At 71.9% G+C, this 17,609-nt stretch carries 14 protein-coding genes and 1 pseudogene; 11 read left to right on the plus strand and 4 right to left on the minus strand.

The features are described from left to right. Positions 1-305: 305 nt before the first annotated feature. Entirely contained in the window at positions 306-920 is a 615-nt protein-coding gene (locus tag HH310_RS34485) for a PaaI family thioesterase (RefSeq protein WP_169179928.1), read from the minus strand. Positions 921-975: 55 nt separating this feature from the next. Between HH310_RS34485 and HH310_RS34490 the strand changes: the two genes are divergently transcribed. The 6 genes from HH310_RS34490 to HH310_RS34515 all read left to right on the plus strand — a co-directional run bounded on the left by HH310_RS34490 (position 976) and on the right by HH310_RS34515 (position 10,186). Next, positions 976-1,452: a helix-turn-helix domain-containing protein gene (locus HH310_RS34490; protein WP_169179929.1), complete on the plus strand. Its 477-nt coding sequence runs from the start codon at positions 976-978 to the stop codon at positions 1,450-1,452. Beyond that, positions 1,449-3,011, plus strand: a complete 1,563-nt coding sequence (locus HH310_RS34495) for an MFS transporter (protein ID WP_169179930.1) — start codon at positions 1,449-1,451, stop codon at positions 3,009-3,011. The genes HH310_RS34490 and HH310_RS34495 overlap by 4 nt, the downstream gene beginning before the upstream one ends. An 88-nt stretch (positions 3,012-3,099) precedes the next feature. Beyond that, complete coding sequence (gene cphA, locus HH310_RS34500; protein ID WP_169179931.1) at positions 3,100-5,835, plus strand: cyanophycin synthetase; 2,736 nt, start codon at positions 3,100-3,102, stop codon at positions 5,833-5,835. A 513-nt stretch (positions 5,836-6,348) separates the two neighbouring features. Then, entirely contained in the window at positions 6,349-8,628 is a 2,280-nt protein-coding gene (locus HH310_RS45925; RefSeq protein ID WP_169179932.1) for a serine/threonine-protein kinase, read from the plus strand. 272 nt (positions 8,629-8,900) lie between these two features. Next, entirely contained in the window at positions 8,901-9,155 is a 255-nt protein-coding gene (locus HH310_RS34510; RefSeq protein WP_169179933.1) for a hypothetical protein, read from the plus strand. 128 nt (positions 9,156-9,283) lie between these two features. Further along, positions 9,284-10,186, plus strand: a complete 903-nt coding sequence (locus tag HH310_RS34515) for a sigma-70 family RNA polymerase sigma factor (RefSeq protein WP_169179934.1) — start codon at positions 9,284-9,286, stop codon at positions 10,184-10,186. Between the two features lie 371 nt (positions 10,187-10,557). Here the strand turns inward: HH310_RS34515 and HH310_RS34520 are convergent, their stop codons facing one another. Both HH310_RS34520 and HH310_RS34525 read right to left on the minus strand, forming a co-directional pair. Beyond that, positions 10,558-10,935, minus strand: a complete 378-nt coding sequence (locus tag HH310_RS34520) for a RidA family protein (RefSeq protein WP_169179935.1) — start codon at positions 10,933-10,935, stop codon at positions 10,558-10,560. Beyond that, entirely contained in the window at positions 10,935-12,137 is a 1,203-nt protein-coding gene (locus HH310_RS34525) for an amidohydrolase/deacetylase family metallohydrolase (protein WP_169179936.1), read from the minus strand. Before HH310_RS34525 ends, HH310_RS34520 begins: the two co-directional genes overlap by 1 nt. Positions 12,138-12,233: 96 nt before the next feature. Here HH310_RS34525 and HH310_RS34530 point away from each other — a divergent pair, with 96 nt between their 5' ends. The 4 genes and pseudogenes from HH310_RS34530 to HH310_RS34540 all read left to right on the plus strand — a co-directional run bounded on the left by HH310_RS34530 (position 12,234) and on the right by HH310_RS34540 (position 15,877). Beyond that, positions 12,234-13,439 (plus strand): alanine racemase, encoded by a 1,206-nt coding sequence (locus HH310_RS34530; protein WP_312034519.1) that lies wholly within the window; start codon positions 12,234-12,236, stop codon positions 13,437-13,439. Between the two features lie 11 nt (positions 13,440-13,450). Continuing rightward, positions 13,451-14,212 (plus strand): 2-phosphosulfolactate phosphatase, encoded by a 762-nt coding sequence (locus tag HH310_RS34535; protein ID WP_169179937.1) that lies wholly within the window; start codon positions 13,451-13,453, stop codon positions 14,210-14,212. A gap of 143 nt (positions 14,213-14,355) precedes the next feature. Beyond that, a pseudogene (locus tag HH310_RS45055) lies at positions 14,356-14,613 on the plus strand (MFS transporter); the annotation flags it as partial. An 82-nt stretch (positions 14,614-14,695) separates the two neighbouring features. Continuing rightward, entirely contained in the window at positions 14,696-15,877 is a 1,182-nt protein-coding gene (locus tag HH310_RS34540) for an MFS transporter (RefSeq protein ID WP_282438610.1), read from the plus strand. Here the strand turns inward: HH310_RS34540 and HH310_RS34545 are convergent. Continuing rightward, the gene (locus tag HH310_RS34545) at positions 15,825-16,820 is read right to left on the minus strand and encodes an Lrp/AsnC family transcriptional regulator (RefSeq protein ID WP_169179938.1); all 996 of its coding nucleotides are present in this window, start codon (positions 16,818-16,820) and stop codon (positions 15,825-15,827) included. The genes HH310_RS34540 and HH310_RS34545 overlap by 53 nt on opposite strands. Before the next feature lie 120 nt (positions 16,821-16,940). On the opposite strand from HH310_RS34545, the gene HH310_RS34550 reads away from it, so the two are divergent. Further along, positions 16,941-17,591, plus strand: a complete 651-nt coding sequence (locus HH310_RS34550; protein ID WP_169179939.1) for a hypothetical protein — start codon at positions 16,941-16,943, stop codon at positions 17,589-17,591. Positions 17,592-17,609: the final 18 nt, after the last annotated feature.

Below are 17,609 nucleotides of genomic sequence, written 5' to 3' on the forward strand. Positions count from 1 at the left end.
GGTGCGGCGGTGTGGGCGGTGCGGCGGTGTGGGCGGTGCGGCGGTGTGGGCGGTGCGGCGGTGTGGGCAGTGCGGCGGTGTGGGCAGTGCGGCGGTGTGGGCAGTGCGGGTAGTGCAGGCGGTGCGGCGGTGTGGGTGGTGCGGGTGGTGCGGGCGGTCAAGCGGGTGCGGGCGGGTGCGGGGGCGGAGGAGTGTGGTTCTGTGCGGGATTGGGCAAGGGCCGGGAGCCGGGTATGGCCTGGTGTGGCGGTCAGAGTGGCCGTAAGACCTAGGGGACTCTTCGCTCGCCGTATCGGGGGAAGGGGTTAAGGGAGGTCGAAGAGCAGGCAGGTCGATGTTGCGTGGGCCGTCAGTTTGCCCTGGGCGTCGGTCAGGCGGGCCTCGGCCAGGGCGGTGCGCCGGCCCCGCTGCAAGACCGTGCCGGTGCAGGTCAGGTGGCCTGAGGAGAGGGTGACCGGGCGGAGGAACTTGACGTTCAGGTCGAGGCTTGTGTAGCCGGTGCCGGGTGGCAGGGTGCTGTGGACCGAGCAGGCGGCGGCGGTGTCCAGGAGGGTGGCGATCACGCCGCCGTGGACCGTGCCCAAGGGGTTGTAGTGGAACTCCTGGGGGTCCAGTTCGATGGTGACCGAGCCCTCCGACGCGGTCAGGGCGCCGGCGCCGAGCATGTTGATCACGGGAGGCGGGGGTACGTCGCCGCGGCTCATGGCCTGCAGGAGGTCCAGGCCGCTGAGGGTGCCGATCGCCGCGGCCTGTTGCGCCGGGTCCGTCCAGCTGAACGTGCGGGTGCGCTGGAGCGTCTCGTCGGCCCGCTGGAGCGTCGCCTCGGTGCGCTGGGCGGTCTCCTCGGCTGGCCCCTTGGTGCGCTGGGGCGCCTCGTCGGCTGGCGCTTTGGTGCGCTCGTCGGGCTGGGTCTGGGTCATAGAGGCAGGGTCCGGGTGGGTTGCTGCGTCTGTCAAGGAGACTTAGCCTCCTGTCATGGATTCCACAGCTGCCGCGCTGGAGTGGTCGATCGAGAACTGCACGATCGGGCGGGCCATGGAGATCCTGGGGGAGAAGTGGACCGTGGTGGTGCTGCGTGAGGTGTTCAACGGGGTGCGGCGCTTCGATGACATGCGGGTGCGGACCGGGATTCCGCGGCAGGTGCTGACGAATCGGCTGCACTCGCTGGTGGGGCATGGTGTGCTGCGACGCGTGCCGTATCAGCAGCCGGGCGCGCGGGTCCGGCACGAGTATCGGCTGACCGAGAAGGGGTTCGACCTGTATCCGGTGATGATCGCTGTCGCCGACTGGGGTAACCGGTATCTGGCCGACCCGGAAGGGCCGCCGCTGCAGTTCGTGCATCGTGACTGCGGCGCGGAGGTGCACGCGGGCCTGCGCTGCACGCACGGGCACGACGTCGGCGAATTCCGGCAGGTGCTGCCGCGGCCCGGACCGGGTACGCGGCGTCGATGAGCCCGCTGCGTAACCGGATCTTCCGTTCGTTGTGGATCGCGGTGCTGGCCAGCAACGTCGGCACCTGGATGCAGACGGTCGGGGCGCAGTGGCTGGTGGTGCGCGAGCCGGACGCGGCCACCTGGGTGAGCCTGGTGCAGGTGGCCACGATGACGCCGGTGCTGCTGCTCGCGCTGCCGTCGGGGGCGCTGGCCGACGAACTGGATCGGCGGTTGCTGCTGCTCGGCGTGCAGGTCGGGCTGTTCGCGACGGGGGCGGCGCTGGCGGTGCTGACCTGGCTGGATCTGATGCCGCCGGGGTTGCTGTTGTTCTTCACGTTCCTGCTGGGCGTCGGTCAGGCGTTGACCCTGCCGACGTGGCAGGCGGTGATCCCGGAGGTGGTGGCGCGCGACGAGTTGCCGGCGGCGTCGGCGCTGGGTGCGGTGAACACGAATCTGGCGCGTTCGGCCGGTCCGGCGGTGGCCGGGTTGATCGTGGCGCAGGTCGGTTCGGCGGCGGTGTTCGGTCTCAATGCCCTCTCGTACGCGGTGTTCGCCGTGGCCCTGCTGCGGTGGCGGCGGCCGCGAAAAACCGGCCCGTCACACCCGGAACGCTTCGGCCCGGCGGTGCACGCCGGTGAGCACTACGTGCGGTATTCGCCGGTGGTCACCCGCCTGCTCGCCCGGGTCGTGCTTTTCGTGCTGCCGGGCAGTGTGGTCTGGGGCCTGCTGCCGCTGGTCGCGCATCAGGAGCTGGGTCTGGGGGCGAGCGGATACGGCATTCTGCTGGCCGCCCTCGGTGTCGGCGCGATCATCGGGGCGTTGCTGATGCCGCGTATCCGCCGGGGTCTCTCGCCGGGCAAGTTGATCGTCATCGCGGGCCTGATCTACGGTGCCGCGTTGATCGTGGTCGCGGTGGTGTCGTCGACGGCCGCCGTGATCGTCGCGTTGGTCGCCGCGGGTCTGGCCTGGATGACGCTGGTGTCGCGGATGAACGCGACGCTGCAGCTGTTTTTGCCGAACTGGGTACGCGCCCGCGGCTTCGGCATCTATCAGGTGGTCTTCGCCGGGTCGCAGGCCGTGGGCGCGCTGATCTGGGGCCAGGTCACCGAGGCGACCAGTCTGCGCACGACGTTCCTGACGGCGGCGGCGCTGATGCTCGCCGGCACCGCGACGGTCCGGCTGTTACCGGTCTACGAGCAGGACGGCGCCGACCGCAGCCCGGCGATCTTCTGGGCCGAGCCGCACATCATGCTGCAGCCGCACCTGGACGAAGGCCCGGTGCTGGTCACTGCCGTCTACCGGGTCGACGAGCCGAATGTGGACGCGTTCGTCGCGGCGATGGAGACCGTGCGCGGCACGCGGCTGCGGACCGGGGCGAGCCGGTGGGGGCTGTTCCGCGACGGGGAGCAACCCGATAAATTCACCGAAATCTATCAAATCCCGACGTGGGAGGAGCACCTGCGGCAGCACCAGGGCCGGCTGACCGGCAGCGACGAGCAGGCCGAGGAGAAGGCGGTGGCGCTGGCGCGCGGACCGGCGGAGGTTACCCATCTACTCCCCGCCGAACCAGGCGATTAGCCGGATGTTTCGGTTTTATTCCGATTAGTCTTCACGATGAGTCATCCCGCCGGCCCCGGCGTCGACGCGCTCAACGGAGAGCTGTCGCATGAAGATCGAGTCTGTGCGCCGCCTGCGCGGTCCGAACGTGTACCTTTCCCGTCCGGCCGTGGTCTGCCGCGTGCGCCTCGAGGAACTGACCGGCCGGGAGACGTCCGACGTCACCGGCTTCGCCGAGCGGCTGCTGCGCACGGTGCCCGGCCTGGCCGAGCATCATTGCGCCGCGGGGGCGCCCGGGGGCTTCGTCAGCCGGCTGCGCGGCGGCACCTACTTCGGGCACGTCACCGAGCACGTCTGCCTGGAACTCTCCCAGCTCGTCGGGCGCGACGTCAGCTTCGGCCGGACCGTCTCGACCGGGGAGCCGGGCTGCTACGACCTCATCCTGGAATGCCCGGTGGACGAGCCCGCCGACTCGGCCGTGCCCGCCGAGCTGCTGCGGATGGCGGTAGCGCTGGTCACCGAGATCGAGTCCGGTGCCGTCCCGGCGGACCTCGGCGATCGGCTCAAAAGCCTGACCACGCTCGCCGAACGGGAGGCGACCGGGCCGAGCACCCAGGCGATCATCGCGGCCGCCCGACGGCGCGGCATCCCGGTCGAGCGGCTCGGCGATCTCAGCCTGGTACGCCTCGGCTGGGGCACCCGCCGGCGCCTGGCCTGGGCCGCGATGACCGACCGCACCAGCGGCCTCGGCATCGACGTGTCCTGCGACAAGGAGGTCACCCGGCGGCTGCTCGCCGACGCCGGGGTGCCGATCGCGGACGGCGGCGTGGCCCGCACGGTGCAGGCCGCGGTCGCGCTGCTGGCGTCGCTCGGCGGCCCGGTGGTCGTCAAGCCGCGCCGGGGCCGGCAGGGCGAGCACGTGCGGATGGAACTGCGTACAGCGGACGAGGTGGAGCGCGCGTTCCACGCGGCCGGCGGCGACGTCGTGGTGGAACGCCAGCTCGGCGGACGCGACTATCGGGTGCTGGTGGTCGCCGGCGAGGTGGTGGCGGCCGCCGAGCGGATCGCCGCGCACGTGGTCGGCGACGGGGAGGCCACGGTCGCCGAGCTGATCGAGCGCACCAACGCCGATCCGCGGCGCGGCACCGGGCATTCGCGGGTGCTGACCCGGATCACGCCGGACGAGCCGTTGCTGGCCGCGCAGGGCCGCACGCTGGACTGCGTGCCGGCCGCCGGAGACGAGGTCTGGCTCGCCCAAACCGCAAACCTTTCCACCGGCGGTACGGCGTACGACGTCACCGACCGCCTGCATCCGGACGTGACCCGGTTGTGCTTGCGGGTCGCGGACCTGCTCGGGCTCGACATCGCGGGCATCGACCTGCGGCTGCCGGACATCGCCGCGCCGGTACCGCCGCCGTCCGTGCTGCCGTCGGACGAGGACGTGCCGGGCGGCGTGATCGAGGTGAACGCGGTGCCGGGGCTGCGCATGCACCTGGCGCCGGTGCGGGGGCGCTCGCGCGACGTGGGCGACGCGATCGTGCGGGCGATGTTCCCGGGCGGCTCCGACGGGCGGATCCCGACGGCCGCGGTGACCGGCACGAACGGCAAGACCACGGTGGCTCGGTTGACCGCTCATCTGCTGTCCGGCGGCGGGCGGCGGGTCGGTCTCACCACCACCGACGACGTACGCATCGACGGCCGCACCGTGTTCCGCGCGGACGCGACCGGGCCGCTGTCGGCGCAGATGGTGCTCGGCGACCCGGCGGTGGAGGCGGCCGTGCTCGAGACGGCCCGGGGCGGGCTGGTGCGGCGGGGGCTGGGCTACGACTGGACCGACGTCGGCGTGATCACCAACATCACCGCGGATCACCTGGGGCAGGACGGGCTGGCCACCATCGACGATCTCGCGCACGTGAAGGCGCTGGTGGCCGAGCGGGTACGGGACGGCGGGACGCTCGTGCTGAACGCCGACGACCCGTGGGTGCGCAGTCTCGTCGAACGGCCCCGGGTGCGGGCCGACCGCAAGCGGGTGGTCTGGTTCGGGCTCGATCCGCGGCAGCCGGTGGTGGAGCGGCACCTGGCCGGGGGCGGGACAGCGTACGTGCTGGAGGACGGGTGGCTCACGCAGGCCACCGGGGCGCGGCGGACGCCGTTGGTGCGGTTGGCGGAGGTGCCCGGGGCGTACGGGGGAGCGGCACCCCATGTCGTGGCCGATGTGCTCGCCGCCTGTGCCGCCGCGCGTGCTCTCGGAGCCGGGCAGGAGACGGTCGTCCGACGTCTGTCCGAGTTCGACCCCGCCGTGGACAATCCTGGGCGGGGCACTCTGCTGCGCTTAAACGATATTTCGGTATTTGTCGACTACGCGCACAACCCGGCGGCGCTGGCGGCGACCCTACGGACCCTGCACCGGCTCTGGGGAGCGGGCCGGTGCGTGGCGGCGGTGACCCTGCCCGGCGACCGCCGCGACGATCAGCTGGCCGCGTGTGCCCAGGTGGTGGCCGACGGCGTCACCCGGGTCGTGCTGTACGAGGACGAGGACCCGCGCGGCCGGTCCCGCGGCGAGGTGTCCACTCTGGTGGAACGCGAGATGCGGGCCCGCCGGTCGCAGCTGCGCGCGGTCCGCGCGGACGGCTACCGGGACGCGGTGACCACGGCCGTGCGTCTGGCCCGGCCCGGTGACGTGGTGCTGGTGCTCTTCGAGAAGCTGGCGCCGATGATGTCGCTGCTCGCCTCGATGGGTGCCACGGCCGGCGAGATGCCGGTCGGTGCGCTGGCCAAGGCGCCCGGCGCGATCGCCGCCCCGGCCCGGGATCTGCTCAGCGGTACACCGTCCGTGCTCACCTGACACGCGGGCGCGAAAATTTGGCACATCGAATGAGATGATCAGCTATCGGCGTCGTCCGATCAGGTGGTATTGCACTGGTCAACACTTCAACAATTGCCATACGGCCAGTAATACTTCGGACATTGAAGATCGCCATTGGCAAACCCGTTCCGTCACGTCTTGGCAACGTCGGGTGTATCGGTCTTTACAGGACGATGAAAAGATCTCGCGTTGCCCCGCCTGGCCTAGTGGGCATTTAGGACTAATTCCGGCATTTGGTCGTGACGCTCAGTCGTGGATCCGACTTTCCGGTGCCTTGCGCGCGAGCCGCGAAAGTGCGTCCCGATGCCAACTGACCGTGACGAGTCCCAGGTAGACGGCCATGTGAGCGCGCTTGATACCAGCCGATCATCCGCTAACATCCCTGCCGTCGATGGGGCAAGCTCGGTCCACGTGGCGGGCCGGTCTCGCCCCGGCGTCGGGTGGCATGGCGGTGCGACCCGATGATTCTTCGAAGCGCGCATGTGGGGGCACATGAGCACGTCGGACCTCCCCGGTTCGAGTCTGCTGGCCGGCCGTTATCGGCTGGTCGAGCGGCTCGGCGCCGGCGGTATGTCAGTGGTGTGGCGAGGGTTCGACGAGGTCCTCGGACGCCAGGTCGCGGTCAAGGTGTTGCCGCCGTCGACCAGTGCCGACCCGTCGTTCCGGCGGCGGCTGAGGGCCGAGGCGCAGGCCGCGGCACGACTCAGCCATCCAAACATTACAAATGTGTACGACTATGGCGAGGCGACCACCGTCGACGGTGAGCCGGTTCCCTATGTCGTGATGGAGCTGATCGACGGCGAGTCGCTCGCCGCCGTTCTGGCCCGCGTGCGCAAGCTGCCGTGGCAGCACGCCGCGCGGATAACGGCCGACGTGGCCGCGGCGCTCGCCGCCGCGCACGCGCGCGGCATCGTGCACCGGGACGTCACCCCGGCGAACGTCATGCTCACCCAGACCGGCGCCAAGGTGGTCGACTTCGGCATCTCGGCCCTGATCGGCGAGAACGACATCGACCCCGACGGCAGCCTGCTCGGCACCCCGGCCTATCTGGCTCCCGAGCGCCTCGAGGGCGGCCAGGTCAGCCCGGCCACCGACGTGTACGCGGTGGGTCTGCTGATCTACCGCACGCTGATCGGCCAGCTGCCGTGGGACGTCGGCACCACCACCGCGTTGCTGCGCGCCCACCAGTACGTCGAGCCCGACCCGTTGCCGCAGGTCGACGGCCTGCCGCCGGCGATCTCCGCGCTGGTCGGCCGCTGTCTGGAGAAGCGTCCGGCGGACCGGCCGTCCAGCGCCGAGCTCGCGCACGTGCTGGCCGGCATCTCGGCCGGTGCGCCGCCGGTCGCCCGGGGATATGTCCCGGACTGGTCGGGCAGCGCCGAGGACACGCACATCCTGCCGGGCCCACGGTCCTATCCGGACGTGTGGGCCGCGCCGGGTTCGCCGTCGGTCGCGCCGCCGTTCTCGGGGCCACCGGTCTCGCCCGCGGCGCCGCCGATCGCACCGGCGGCAGCGGCGGCAGCAGCCGCGGCTGCCGCATCCGGTAGCGGCGCTGGTTCGGGCGGCGCACCCGGCTCGGGTGGCGCAGCCGGTTCGGGTGGCGCAGCCGGTTCGGGCGGCGGATCCGGATCGGGTAGCGGGCCCGGCTCGGGCGGCGGGAATGGCTCGGATGGCTCGGGCGAGTCCGCGGCCGCGTCCGAGGGGGCCGCGGCACCGGTGCGGAACAGCGGTTTCGCGGCGCTCAAGTCCGGGCCGGTCATGCCGCCGCCGCCGAGCAGTGCGCTGCGGCCGGCGATCGGCGGCCAGGCCCCGGCCTCGGGGCCGCCGTCGCGCGACGACGGCCCGGGATCCTCCCGGCCCGGGGGCCGCGGCGTGCACGGCAAGACCCGGCGGATCCTGGTCGTGGCGGGTGCGGTGGTGGCGCTGGCGCTCGGCATGTACGGGTGGAGCCTCGCCAGCGACACGGGCAACAACACACCGGCCGCCGCGGCCGGTCCGCAGCCGAGCGTGGTGCCGCCCACCGGTCATTGCGTGGTCAGCTACGCGGTCTGGTCGGACGACGGCGGCAAGTTCAAGGCCGAGGTCACCCTCGCCAACCGGGCGGACACGCCGGTCAAGGACTGGACGCTCTGGTTCATCATGCCCGGCGACCAGGTCGTCTCCGGCAACGGCAAGGTCGCCCTGAAGCAGGACAGCACCCAGGTCACGGTCTCCTCGGCCACCCCGCTGAACCCGCAGAAGGCGGTGACGCTGCCGCTTACCGGGCGCTATACGGCGAGCAACGCGGCACCGCTGGCCTTCTCGCTGAACCGGCAGACCTGCGAGACGTTCGTGTCGTCCAAGCCGGGCGAGCCGTCCCGCCAGGTCGAGCATTTGTCGGACGGAACGACGCGGCTGGGCCAGCCCCCGTCGGCGAACAACCCGCTCCCGGGGATCTCGGTCGGCCCAGACGGCGTGGTCGACATCAAGCCGACACCGACCACGGCCGGACCAACCCCGACCCTAACCGGCGGCCCATCGACCACGCCAACGACAAAGATTCCTCCGCCTCCTCCCCCGGACCAAGACTCCTCCGAGCCGACAACCCAACCGACTACGACCGAGCCGACCACCCCGGTTGAAACCCCGTCGTCCCCGAACGGCGGCGGCACGAGGTGTGACGTGGACGCCGGGGAATGCTCCGAGGAACCCGTCGACGGCTCCGAGCCAGGCGGCGACGACACGAATCCGGGCGGGGGCGGCGCTCCGCCGAATCTCAGTTCATCGAACTAACGGCTCCTGATCGGCCGCCCGGCAAAAAGCGCAAGCCGGGCGGCCGATCGCGGCGTTAGGGTGGAAGCGGTCATTCGCCCGGCTAATGCCGAACCCGCTCGGCGTGGCTGCCGGGTGACGGCCCCCACGCAGGGAAGATGTGGTGATGGGTCCCTACGCGGGGAACATTGAAGAGCAGGCATCGCTTGGCGGATTCGCGGGTCTGAAACACCGCTAAGCGGGCATTAGCTCCGGGAGCGTGCCAAGCAGTCGTACATCGGGGGAGTTCGACCATGATCAGCATCGTCCGGGACCTGGCGGCGGAGGCCCTGTTCGTCTCCGACGTCCAGCCATCCGAGAGCCCGACCCGGCAGCGCGTCGAGCAGGCGATCACCGCCACCATCCTGCGGCACGGCAGCGACGGGTGCGCGGCCGGCGTGGCGACCGAGTTCGGGGATCACCCGGACGTCGCGGTCCGCCGGATGCATTGGGTGCACGCGGAGCTCACCGGTGTGTTACAACCGCGCCGCGCCGCCGCCTTCCACTAAACCTGAGGTTTTCTCGCAAAAAGCTCCGCAAAAGCAACCGAGTTCGGCCGTCGCTGCACCTTTCGACGGCAAAAGTTCTCCTCGTCAGCCGGTTTCACCGAACCGGTCGTACGAGCGAGGAGGACCACGTGACCACCACGACCGAACTCCCCGCCACCATCGGCATCATCCACGACGCGCCGTCCGCGCGTGATATCGAGGACCTGGTCCGCGAACACATGCCGATGGTTGGCCATCTGGTCCGGGAACTGCTCAACCGAGTGCCCGGCCATGTCCATTCAGATGACCTCTCCTCGGCCGGGTTCGCCGCGCTGCTCGGCGCCGCGCGATCCTTCGACGTCACCCGAGGCATCCCCTTTCACCGCTTCGCCGCCGTCCGCATCCGGGGCGCCCTGCTCGACGAGTTGCGCGGGCAGGACTGGGCCAGCCGGTCGGTACGCGCCCGGGCCCGCCGCACCGCCGCCGCCCGCCAGGAACTGACCGCGGCCCTCGGCCGGACCCCCAGCGACGCCGAGGTGGCCGAACTGCTCGGGATCGGCATCGCGGAGCTCGCCACCGTCGAGGACGACGTGCAGAAGGCGGCGCTGCTGAGCCTGCAGGGCTTCCCGACCGGGGCGGCCGAGGAGATGGTTCCGGAGACCTCCGAGGGCCCCGAGGACCTGCTGCTCAAGCGCGAGCGGCTCGGCTACCTGCATCAGGCCATCCAGGCGCTGCCCGAGCGGCTGCGCATGGTGGTGATCGAGTCGTTCCTGCAGGAGCAGCCGCTCAGCGACGTGGCCGCCCGGCTGGGCGTCACCGAGTCGCGGATCTCGCAGCTGCGGACCGAGGCACTGCAGCTGCTGCGCGAGGGCCTGAACAGCTCGCTCGCCCCGGAACTGCTGCCCCCGGCCGCGGCCGGCGCCCGCACCCGCAACGGCTGCCTCCAGCGGCGCCGCTCGGAGTACTTCGCCCGCGTCGCCCAGCAGGGCAACCTGCACACCCGGCTGGCTCTCACCGACCCGCACGGCGTCCCCATCGCGGTAGCCGCCTGACCGCGGCAGGCATCGCCACCACCCACCGCGTCCCTTGATCCCCACACCTCGACCCGCCACTCGCGGTGTGGGGATCACGCACGCTCCGGGCGCCCTGGCTCCCCACACCTGCGGGCTGCGGCCGGTGGTGTGGGGGTTTCGAGCGTTGGGGGCGTCGTGCCTCCCCACACCTGCGGGCTGCGGCCGGTGGTGTGGGGGTTTCGAGCGTTGGGGGCGTCGTGCCTCCCCACACCTGCGGGCTACGGCTGGTGGTGTGGGGATCCCGCACGCTGGGGGTGTCGTAGGTCGTCACACCTCGGCGTGGCGTGTGCGGTGTGGGGACTCCGGACGCTCGGGGCGGCGCGGGTCCCCACACCGGGGAAGGGGACCCGTCAGGCGCCGGTGTAGAGGACCGCGTCCACCTCGATGTCGATGCCCTCCAGCGCGACCGGGAGCGTGGTGCGCACCGGCAGGTCGGGGCCCTTGATGTACTCCTGGTAGATCTCGTTCAGCTCGGCGAAGTCGGCCCAGTCGCGCAGGTACACGCCGACGCGTACGGCCTGGTCGAGGCTGGAGCCGGCGGCCGCGGCACAGGTGGCCAGGTTGGTGAAGGCCGCGTGGGCCTGTTCGGCGAAGCTGCCGGTGACGCGGGTGCCGTCCGGCCGCGCCGGCACGCAACCGGCCAGGTAGATGGTGTCGCCGGCGACGACCGCGTGCGAATACGGGCCGCCGCGCGGAGCTTGGTCGGTGACGATGGCGCGCTTGGGCATCAGGAACTCCTCGGAAACTGTTCGGCCAGGCCGTCCACGCCCACCAGGGGTGCGGACAGCAGGGTACGGAACTCATGATCCCGCTGCCGGAGGGCCGCGCGCTGCCCGGCGGTGAGCGGAATCCACGGCGGCGGCGGCGCCGGTAACCGAGCCGGCAGAAGCCGCCCCGCCACGTAGGTCGCCTCGTTGACCAGGCGCCGGGGTGAACGGCGCACGGCGAGATGGGCGTCGACCACGTCCAGGGGCTCGTCGCGTACCGAAAAAATCGCCAGGTCGGCCGGCGCGCCCACCGACAGCGACCCGCCCGGCAGGCCCAGCGCCCGCGCCGGATGCGTGGTCACCGCGGCCAGCACCTCGTCCAGCGGCACGCCCACCGCCAGCAGCTTCGCCATCGTGGTGGGCAGGTCGAAGACCGGGCCGAACACCGAGCGGGCGTGCAGATCGGTGGAGATCGTGTACGGGCGCAGGCCGGCGTCGAGCTGACGTTCGAGCACCTCGAAGGAGAACCCGCCGGCGCCGTGCCCCAGGTCGAACAGCACGCCCCGGCCGGCCGCCGCCAGCGCCGCGGGCCCCAGCGGCCGGGCCAGCCCGCTGGCGCAGTGCGTCACGATGTCGCCGGGACGCAGCAGCTCCAGCACCTCGTCGACGGCGGGCGGCGCGGCGCCGATGTGGACCATGACGGGCACCTCGCAGGCCGACGCCGCCGCGATCGCCCGCCGCAGCGGCTCCACCCCGTTGCCGCCGACCGCCTCGTGGTCGATGCGCACCTTGACCCCGAAGATCATCTCCCGGTACGCCTGGATCGTGTCGATCGCCAGCGCGACGTCGCAGTTCGCCAGGTCACGGTTCTCCCCGGTGCGGCCGGCCAGCCCGATCGCCGAGATGTTGAGCAGGGCGGGCACCCGGACCCGCGCGGCGGCCGCGACCCGGCGCAGACCCGCCACCGTGTACGCCCCGGCGGAGCCCGCGTCCACCCAGGTGGTGACCCCGGTGTGCCAGGCGATCGGGTCCGGTTCGATGCCCCAATACCCGGGCCCGACGTGCGTGTGCAGATCGATGAGCCCGGGCGTGATCAGCAACCCGGCGACGTCGACCACGGTGCGCGCGGAACGGGGGAGCGAGGGGCCGACCGCGGCGATCCGGCCACCGGTGACGGCCACGTCGGACGGAGAACCACCGGCGAACAGCAAGTCCCAAGTCATGCGGACATCATGAGTACTTTTTCCGGTGGGTGATCGGAATCGTTGACGATCCCGGGCACCTTTGATGGGCTTCGAACGGCGGCACGAGGAGGTCTGGTGGACGTACCGCAGACGCGGGTGGACTGGCGCAGCAAGGGATTCTGGCTGCCCGGCGAGGAAATGTCGGCCGGGGATTACGCGGCGGCGCGACCCAGCCTGTTCGACGGCGGGTTCACCTGGCCGCTGATGGTGCTGCGGCGCGACGCGGCCGAGAAGAACATCGCGACGATGGCGGAGTACACGCGCCGGCACGGGCTCGACTTCGCCCCGCACGCCAAGACGACGATGGCGCCGGGCCTGCTGGCCGCCCAGTTCGAGGCGGGCGCCTGGGGGATGACCGTGGCCACCCCGAACCAGGCGCTGGTGCTGCGCAGGCTGGGCGTCGAGCGGGTGCTGATCGCCAACGAGGTGCTCGACAGTACGGCGCTGCGGTGGCTGGCTCAGGAGGGTGAAGCCGGCTGGCAGGTGTGGTTCCAGGTCGACTCGATCGCCGGTGTGCAGGCGGCGTGGGCGTCCGGCGGTCCGGTGCGGGTGCTGGTCGAGCTCGGGCACGACAAGGGACGGACCGGGGTGCGCACCCTCGACGAGCTGGAGGCGGTGGCGCGAGCGGCCGAGGCGGCGCCCGGCGTACGGCTGGCGGGCGTCACCGCGTACGAGGGTCAATTGCAGACCCAGCAGGAGGTGGACGACTTCCTGGATCTGCTGGTGGCCGGGGTGAAGCGGCTGCAACGCAAGAATTTGCTCGGCGAGAGCCCGCTGGTCTCGGCGGGCGGCAGCGCATGGTTCGACCGGGTGGTGGACCGGCTGAAGGCGCTGCCCGAGGCGGCCCGGGTGGTGCTGCGCAGCGGCGCGTCGGTCACCCACGACGACGGCTACTACCGGGAGCGGACGCCGTTCCTGCGGGTGCCGGCCGAGGGTCCGCTCGCGGCGGCGCTGGAGGTGTGGGCGCAGGTGCAGTCGGTGCCCGAACCGGGCCTCGCGATCGCCGGGATGGGCAAGCGGGACGCCCCGGTCGACGAGGGCCTGCCGGTGGCGCTGACGATCCGCCGGGTGGACGGCTCGGAGTCGGCGGCCACCGGCGTCACAGTGACAAAGCTCAATGACCACCACACGTATCTGTCCACAGGTGACGTTATGCTCACTCCCGGCGATCTCGTGCGGTTCGGGATTTCCCATCCCTGTACGGCGTTCGACAAGTGGCGCGACATCCCGGTGGTCGACGAGGACCGCCGCGTGGTCGACATCCTGCACACGTACTTCTGATCGGAGCGGCGATGAGCATCGGCGACGGGCAGGGCGGATATCGGGTGCGATTCGACTGGGGGCCGCTCGGTGCCGACGCGGTGTCGCCCGGCGCGGCGTTCGTCGCCGTGGTGGACGTGCTGTCCTTCACCACCACGCTGACCGTCGCGATCGAGCAGGGGCTCAGCGTTCTGCCCTACCGCTGGCGCGACGACTCGGCGGTCGACTTCGCCCGCCGGCACGGGGCGGCGCTGGCGGTGTTCCGGTCCAAGACCGGCCCCGGGCAGATCACCCTGTCGCCGGCCAGCATCCGCGACTCCAACCTGCGCGACTCGAAGATCGACCGGCTGGTGCTGCCGTCGCCGAACGGGTCGGCCATCTCGGCGCGGCTGGCCGGTGACGGCATCACCGTGGTCGGCGTGTCCTTACGCAACGCCGCGGCGGCCGGGGCCTGGGTGCGCGAGCGGGCCGGGGACCGGCCGGTCGGCGTGGTCGCGGCCGGCGAGCACTGGCCGGACGGGACGCTACGGCCCGCGGTGGAGGACCTCTGGGGAGCGGGGGCGTTCCTGGACGCGCTCGGCGGGAGCGACCTGTCGCCGGAGGCGATGACCGCGCTGTCCGCGTACCGGGGGGTGGCACCCGAGGTGAAGGACGCGCTGGCCGCCTCGGTCAGCGGGCGCGAGCTGCGCAACATGGGCTTCGAGGGCGACGTGGCGGTGGCCGCCGAGGTGGGCGAGAGCAAGGTCGTACCGGTGCTCGCCGATGGCTGGTTCAGTGACGCGGGGCCGCTGTGACGGCGGATCCCGTCGCCGGCGGGGCACGCGCGGAGGATTGCACCACCGGAGAGTGACTCGGCTGGAAGATCAGGACCGCGGCGGCAACCCTGGTCACCATGCGTAAATGGTGGCCACTCGTGGCCGTGTGTCTCGGAACTTTCATGCTGCTGATCGACGTGACGATCGTGAACGTGGCGCTGCCGCGGATGGCCGAGGACCTGCACACCTCGTTCGGGTCGCTGCAGTGGGTCGTGGACGGGTACGCGCTGTCGCTCGGCGTGCTGCTGCTCGGCGCCGGCGCGGTCGCCGACACGGCCGGTCATCGGCGTCTGTACGCGGCCGGGTTGACCGTGTTCGCGCTGTCCTCGCTGGCCTGCGGGCTGGCCCCGGACGATCGGCTGCTGATCGCCGCGCGGGTGGTTCAGGGTGTCGGCGCCGCGGCCATGTTCACGACCACGTTCACGCTGCTCAATGCCGCGTATCGGGGGGCGGGAGCGGGGGATGGCGTACGGGATCTGGGGTGGGGTCTCGGGGGCCGCGGCGGCGATCGGGCCGGTGCTGGGTGGCGTGCTCACCGACGGTCTCGGCTGGCGCTGGATCTTCCTGGTGAATCTGCCGGTCAGCGTGGCCGCGCTGGTGCTGTGCAAGGTGGCGCTGCGGCCGGACGGGCCGCGCCGGAGCGGGCGGTTCGACATCGCGGGCACGGTGAGTTTCACGGTTGCGGCGGCGGCGCTGACCTGCGCGTTGATCCGGGCGAACGAGGTGGGCTGGTCGTCGCCGCGTACCTGGGGATTGTTGCTGCTCAGCGCGGTCGCGCTGGTGGCCTTCGGGCAAATCGAGAGGCGTTCCCCGTACGCGATGCTGGACCTCTCGTTGCTGCGCCGGCGCTCGTTCGCGGGGATTCTGATCGCCTCGCTGCTGGTGAACTTCGCCGCCTTCGCGGTGCTCGTCTACACCTCGATCTGGCTGCAGGCGCTGCTCGGGCTGACGCCGTTGCGGGCCGGGCTGACCGCGTTGCCGGTGGGGGTGATCGCGCTGGTCGCCTCGGCGGTTGCCGGTGGGCGGCTGCACGGGCGCTCGCCACGGGTGATCATCGGGACCGGGATGCTGTTGATCGGGGTGGGGTCGTTGCTCGGGGCGGTGCTGGTCGGTCCGGGGTCGGGATGGCCGGCGCTGGTGCCGGGTTACGCGGTCGTGGGGCTCGGGGTGGGGCTGGTGATGCCGATGCTGGCGTCGTCGGGGATGGCCGCGGTGCCGGCGGATCGGGGCGGGATGGCCGCCGGGACGCTGAACACCGCGCGGCAGCTGGGATTCGCGGTGGGGGTGGCCGTGCTGGGCACGGTTGTCGCGTCGCGGGCCGGCAGCGTCCTGGGGGATCAGGCGGCCGGGCGGGCGGTGGCGGCCGGGCAGGCGCACGGGCCGGCCTTCCTCGGGGCGGCGGCGGCCGGGCTGGATGCCGGGTTCCTGGTGGCCGGCGGTGTGGGGCTGATCGGGGCGGTGGCGGTGTTCGCGCTGGTGCGGCACGCCGGGCCGGACAAGAACACGACCGATGTGGGCCAGGACGCGGCCGGTGCCGACCAGCGCGCGGCCGGCGCGGACGCGGACTCGATCGATGCCGGCCCCACCGGGATTACGCCGGCTCGCGGACCAGGCCGTCCTCGACCAGGAACAGCGACTGTTTGACGCGGCGCAGCTGGGGGACCGTCTCCACACTGTGCACCCCCGGCACCTCCGCCACCTTTGTCGTCAAATATCGGTAAAAAGCTTCGGCGTCGCGGCACCGGGTCGACACCATCAGGTTCGCGCTCCCGGTGACCGCGGCGACGAACGCGACCTCCGAATGATCGGCCAGCCGGGCGCCCGCCGCGGCCAGATCGGACGGCGCCACGGTGAACCACAACGTGGTGACCGACCCCATCCCCACCGCGGCGTCCGCCACGTCCAGATGAAAGTAGATCGCGTCGGCCGCGACCAGCGCCGCCACCCGCTGCGCGACCTGACGCTGACTCCACCCGGTCGCCTCGGCCAGGGCCGCCCACCCGGCCCGCCCGTCGCGAGCCAGGGCGGCCATCAACGGCTCGTCGCCCGGCAACAGCGCCGCGTCCGTCTTGCCCCGCGAGACGGGAGTCAAGGCGGCTCGCTGATCATCCGACAGCTCGTCACCCGTCGCGATCCAGTCGGTCTCGCCACGCCCCGGAAAGCGGTGCAGCAGCTGGTGCGCGCTGAACGTGAGCACGTTGGACGCCCGGGGCAGCCGGTGCAGCAGGCCGGTGTGGTCGTCGTGCGGCACCATGACCTGGCAGATGATCTCGGCGCCGCCGGCCGCGATGCTGATCCACGACGTGTCCCCGCGGCGGGCCAGCGCGTCGGCCAGCGGGTCCGCGCCGCCCGGCCGGCAGCCGATCCGCAACGCCCAGTACGTGGAGCCGGGGGACCGGATCTGGTTCGGCCGGGCGAGGACCCGGAGCACCCCGAACGTGCGCAGTCGTTGATACCTGCGGGCGACGGTCTGCTCGGAGACGCCGAGGACGGTGGCGATCCGGGCGAACGCCGCCCGCGGGGCGATCTGCAGAGCGTGGAGGATCTGGCGGTCCACGCGGTCGAGGGTGCGGGATTCGGACGCCATCGACGAATCGTACGGCGGTATGCACCGTCCGGGGGTCGCCTTGGCGGGGGATGGGTCCGGATGATCGACGGAACCTACGGTCTGGGTTGCCCGGTTCGCCGCAGCCCTCGGAGCCGCCGTATGTCCGTGTTCCGGACCACGAACACCAATTCCACGCCGTCGCGCGACCAGTACCCGATCAACCGCCTCACCGAGATCGACGAGCCCACCGAACGCATCGACCCACCCCGCAAACGCAGCCGTACGCCGTTCGTGCTGGTCCTGCTCACCCTGTTCGCGCTCAACGTGGCCGGGGTCGCGATCTTCTTCGCGTGGCGGGCCGGTGAGCTGGCCCGGGCGGCGCTGGCGAAGCAGCCCGTCGCGCCGGGCGGTCCGGAGAGCTTCGACGTGGCGTACGCGCGGGAACCGTTGCGGGTGCAGGTGGGCTGCGCCGCGGTGATGAACCTCGACCTCGACGAACCTCGCGCCAATTCCATCGAGCCGGTCAGTGATCTGCGCTACGACAGCCGCTGCGGGGACCAGCCGCCGCGTCTGAGCCTGGGACCGGGCGCGACGGCGGGCGCGCAGGTGCCGGACTCCGATCTCGACGCGGCCGGCTGCGCGCGGGCGATCCGGACCAGCCCGCTCGGGCCGGGAGCTAGCGTGGAGGTGAGGAAAGGCGCCGTGCTCTGCGTGCAGACGACGACCCGCATGGTGCTCGTCGAGATCACCGAGGTGGGCCGGACCGGAACCGCCGGGATGCGGGCCACCTCCTGGAAAGTCGCGGGTTGACGGCTGACAGAATGTCGG

The sequence above is a fragment of the Actinoplanes sp. TBRC 11911 genome, assembly GCF_012933445.1.
Classification (GTDB): domain Bacteria; phylum Actinomycetota; class Actinomycetes; order Mycobacteriales; family Micromonosporaceae; genus Actinoplanes.

Bases quoted from the DNA above. Each gene is read 5' to 3' on its own strand.
- HH310_RS34485 (WP_169179928.1), bottom strand. From the start codon at position 920: ATGACCCAGACCCAGCCCGACGAGCGCACCAAAGCGCCAGCCGACGAG.
- HH310_RS34490 (WP_169179929.1), top strand. From the start codon at position 976: ATGGATTCCACAGCTGCCGCGCTGGAGTGGTCGATCGAGAACTGCACG.
- HH310_RS34495 (WP_169179930.1), top strand. From the start codon at position 1,449: ATGAGCCCGCTGCGTAACCGGATCTTCCGTTCGTTGTGGATCGCGGTG.
- cphA (WP_169179931.1), top strand. From the start codon at position 3,100: ATGAAGATCGAGTCTGTGCGCCGCCTGCGCGGTCCGAACGTGTACCTT.
- HH310_RS45925 (WP_169179932.1), top strand. From the start codon at position 6,349: ATGAGCACGTCGGACCTCCCCGGTTCGAGTCTGCTGGCCGGCCGTTAT.
- HH310_RS34510 (WP_169179933.1), top strand. From the start codon at position 8,901: ATGATCAGCATCGTCCGGGACCTGGCGGCGGAGGCCCTGTTCGTCTCC.
- HH310_RS34520 (WP_169179935.1), bottom strand. From the start codon at position 10,935: ATGCCCAAGCGCGCCATCGTCACCGACCAAGCTCCGCGCGGCGGCCCG.
- HH310_RS34525 (WP_169179936.1), bottom strand. From the start codon at position 12,137: ATGACTTGGGACTTGCTGTTCGCCGGTGGTTCTCCGTCCGACGTGGCC.
- HH310_RS34535 (WP_169179937.1), top strand. From the start codon at position 13,451: ATGAGCATCGGCGACGGGCAGGGCGGATATCGGGTGCGATTCGACTGG.
- HH310_RS34540 (WP_282438610.1), top strand. From the start codon at position 14,696: ATGGCGTACGGGATCTGGGGTGGGGTCTCGGGGGCCGCGGCGGCGATC.
- HH310_RS34545 (WP_169179938.1), bottom strand. From the start codon at position 16,820: ATGGCGTCCGAATCCCGCACCCTCGACCGCGTGGACCGCCAGATCCTC.
- HH310_RS34550 (WP_169179939.1), top strand. From the start codon at position 16,941: ATGTCCGTGTTCCGGACCACGAACACCAATTCCACGCCGTCGCGCGAC.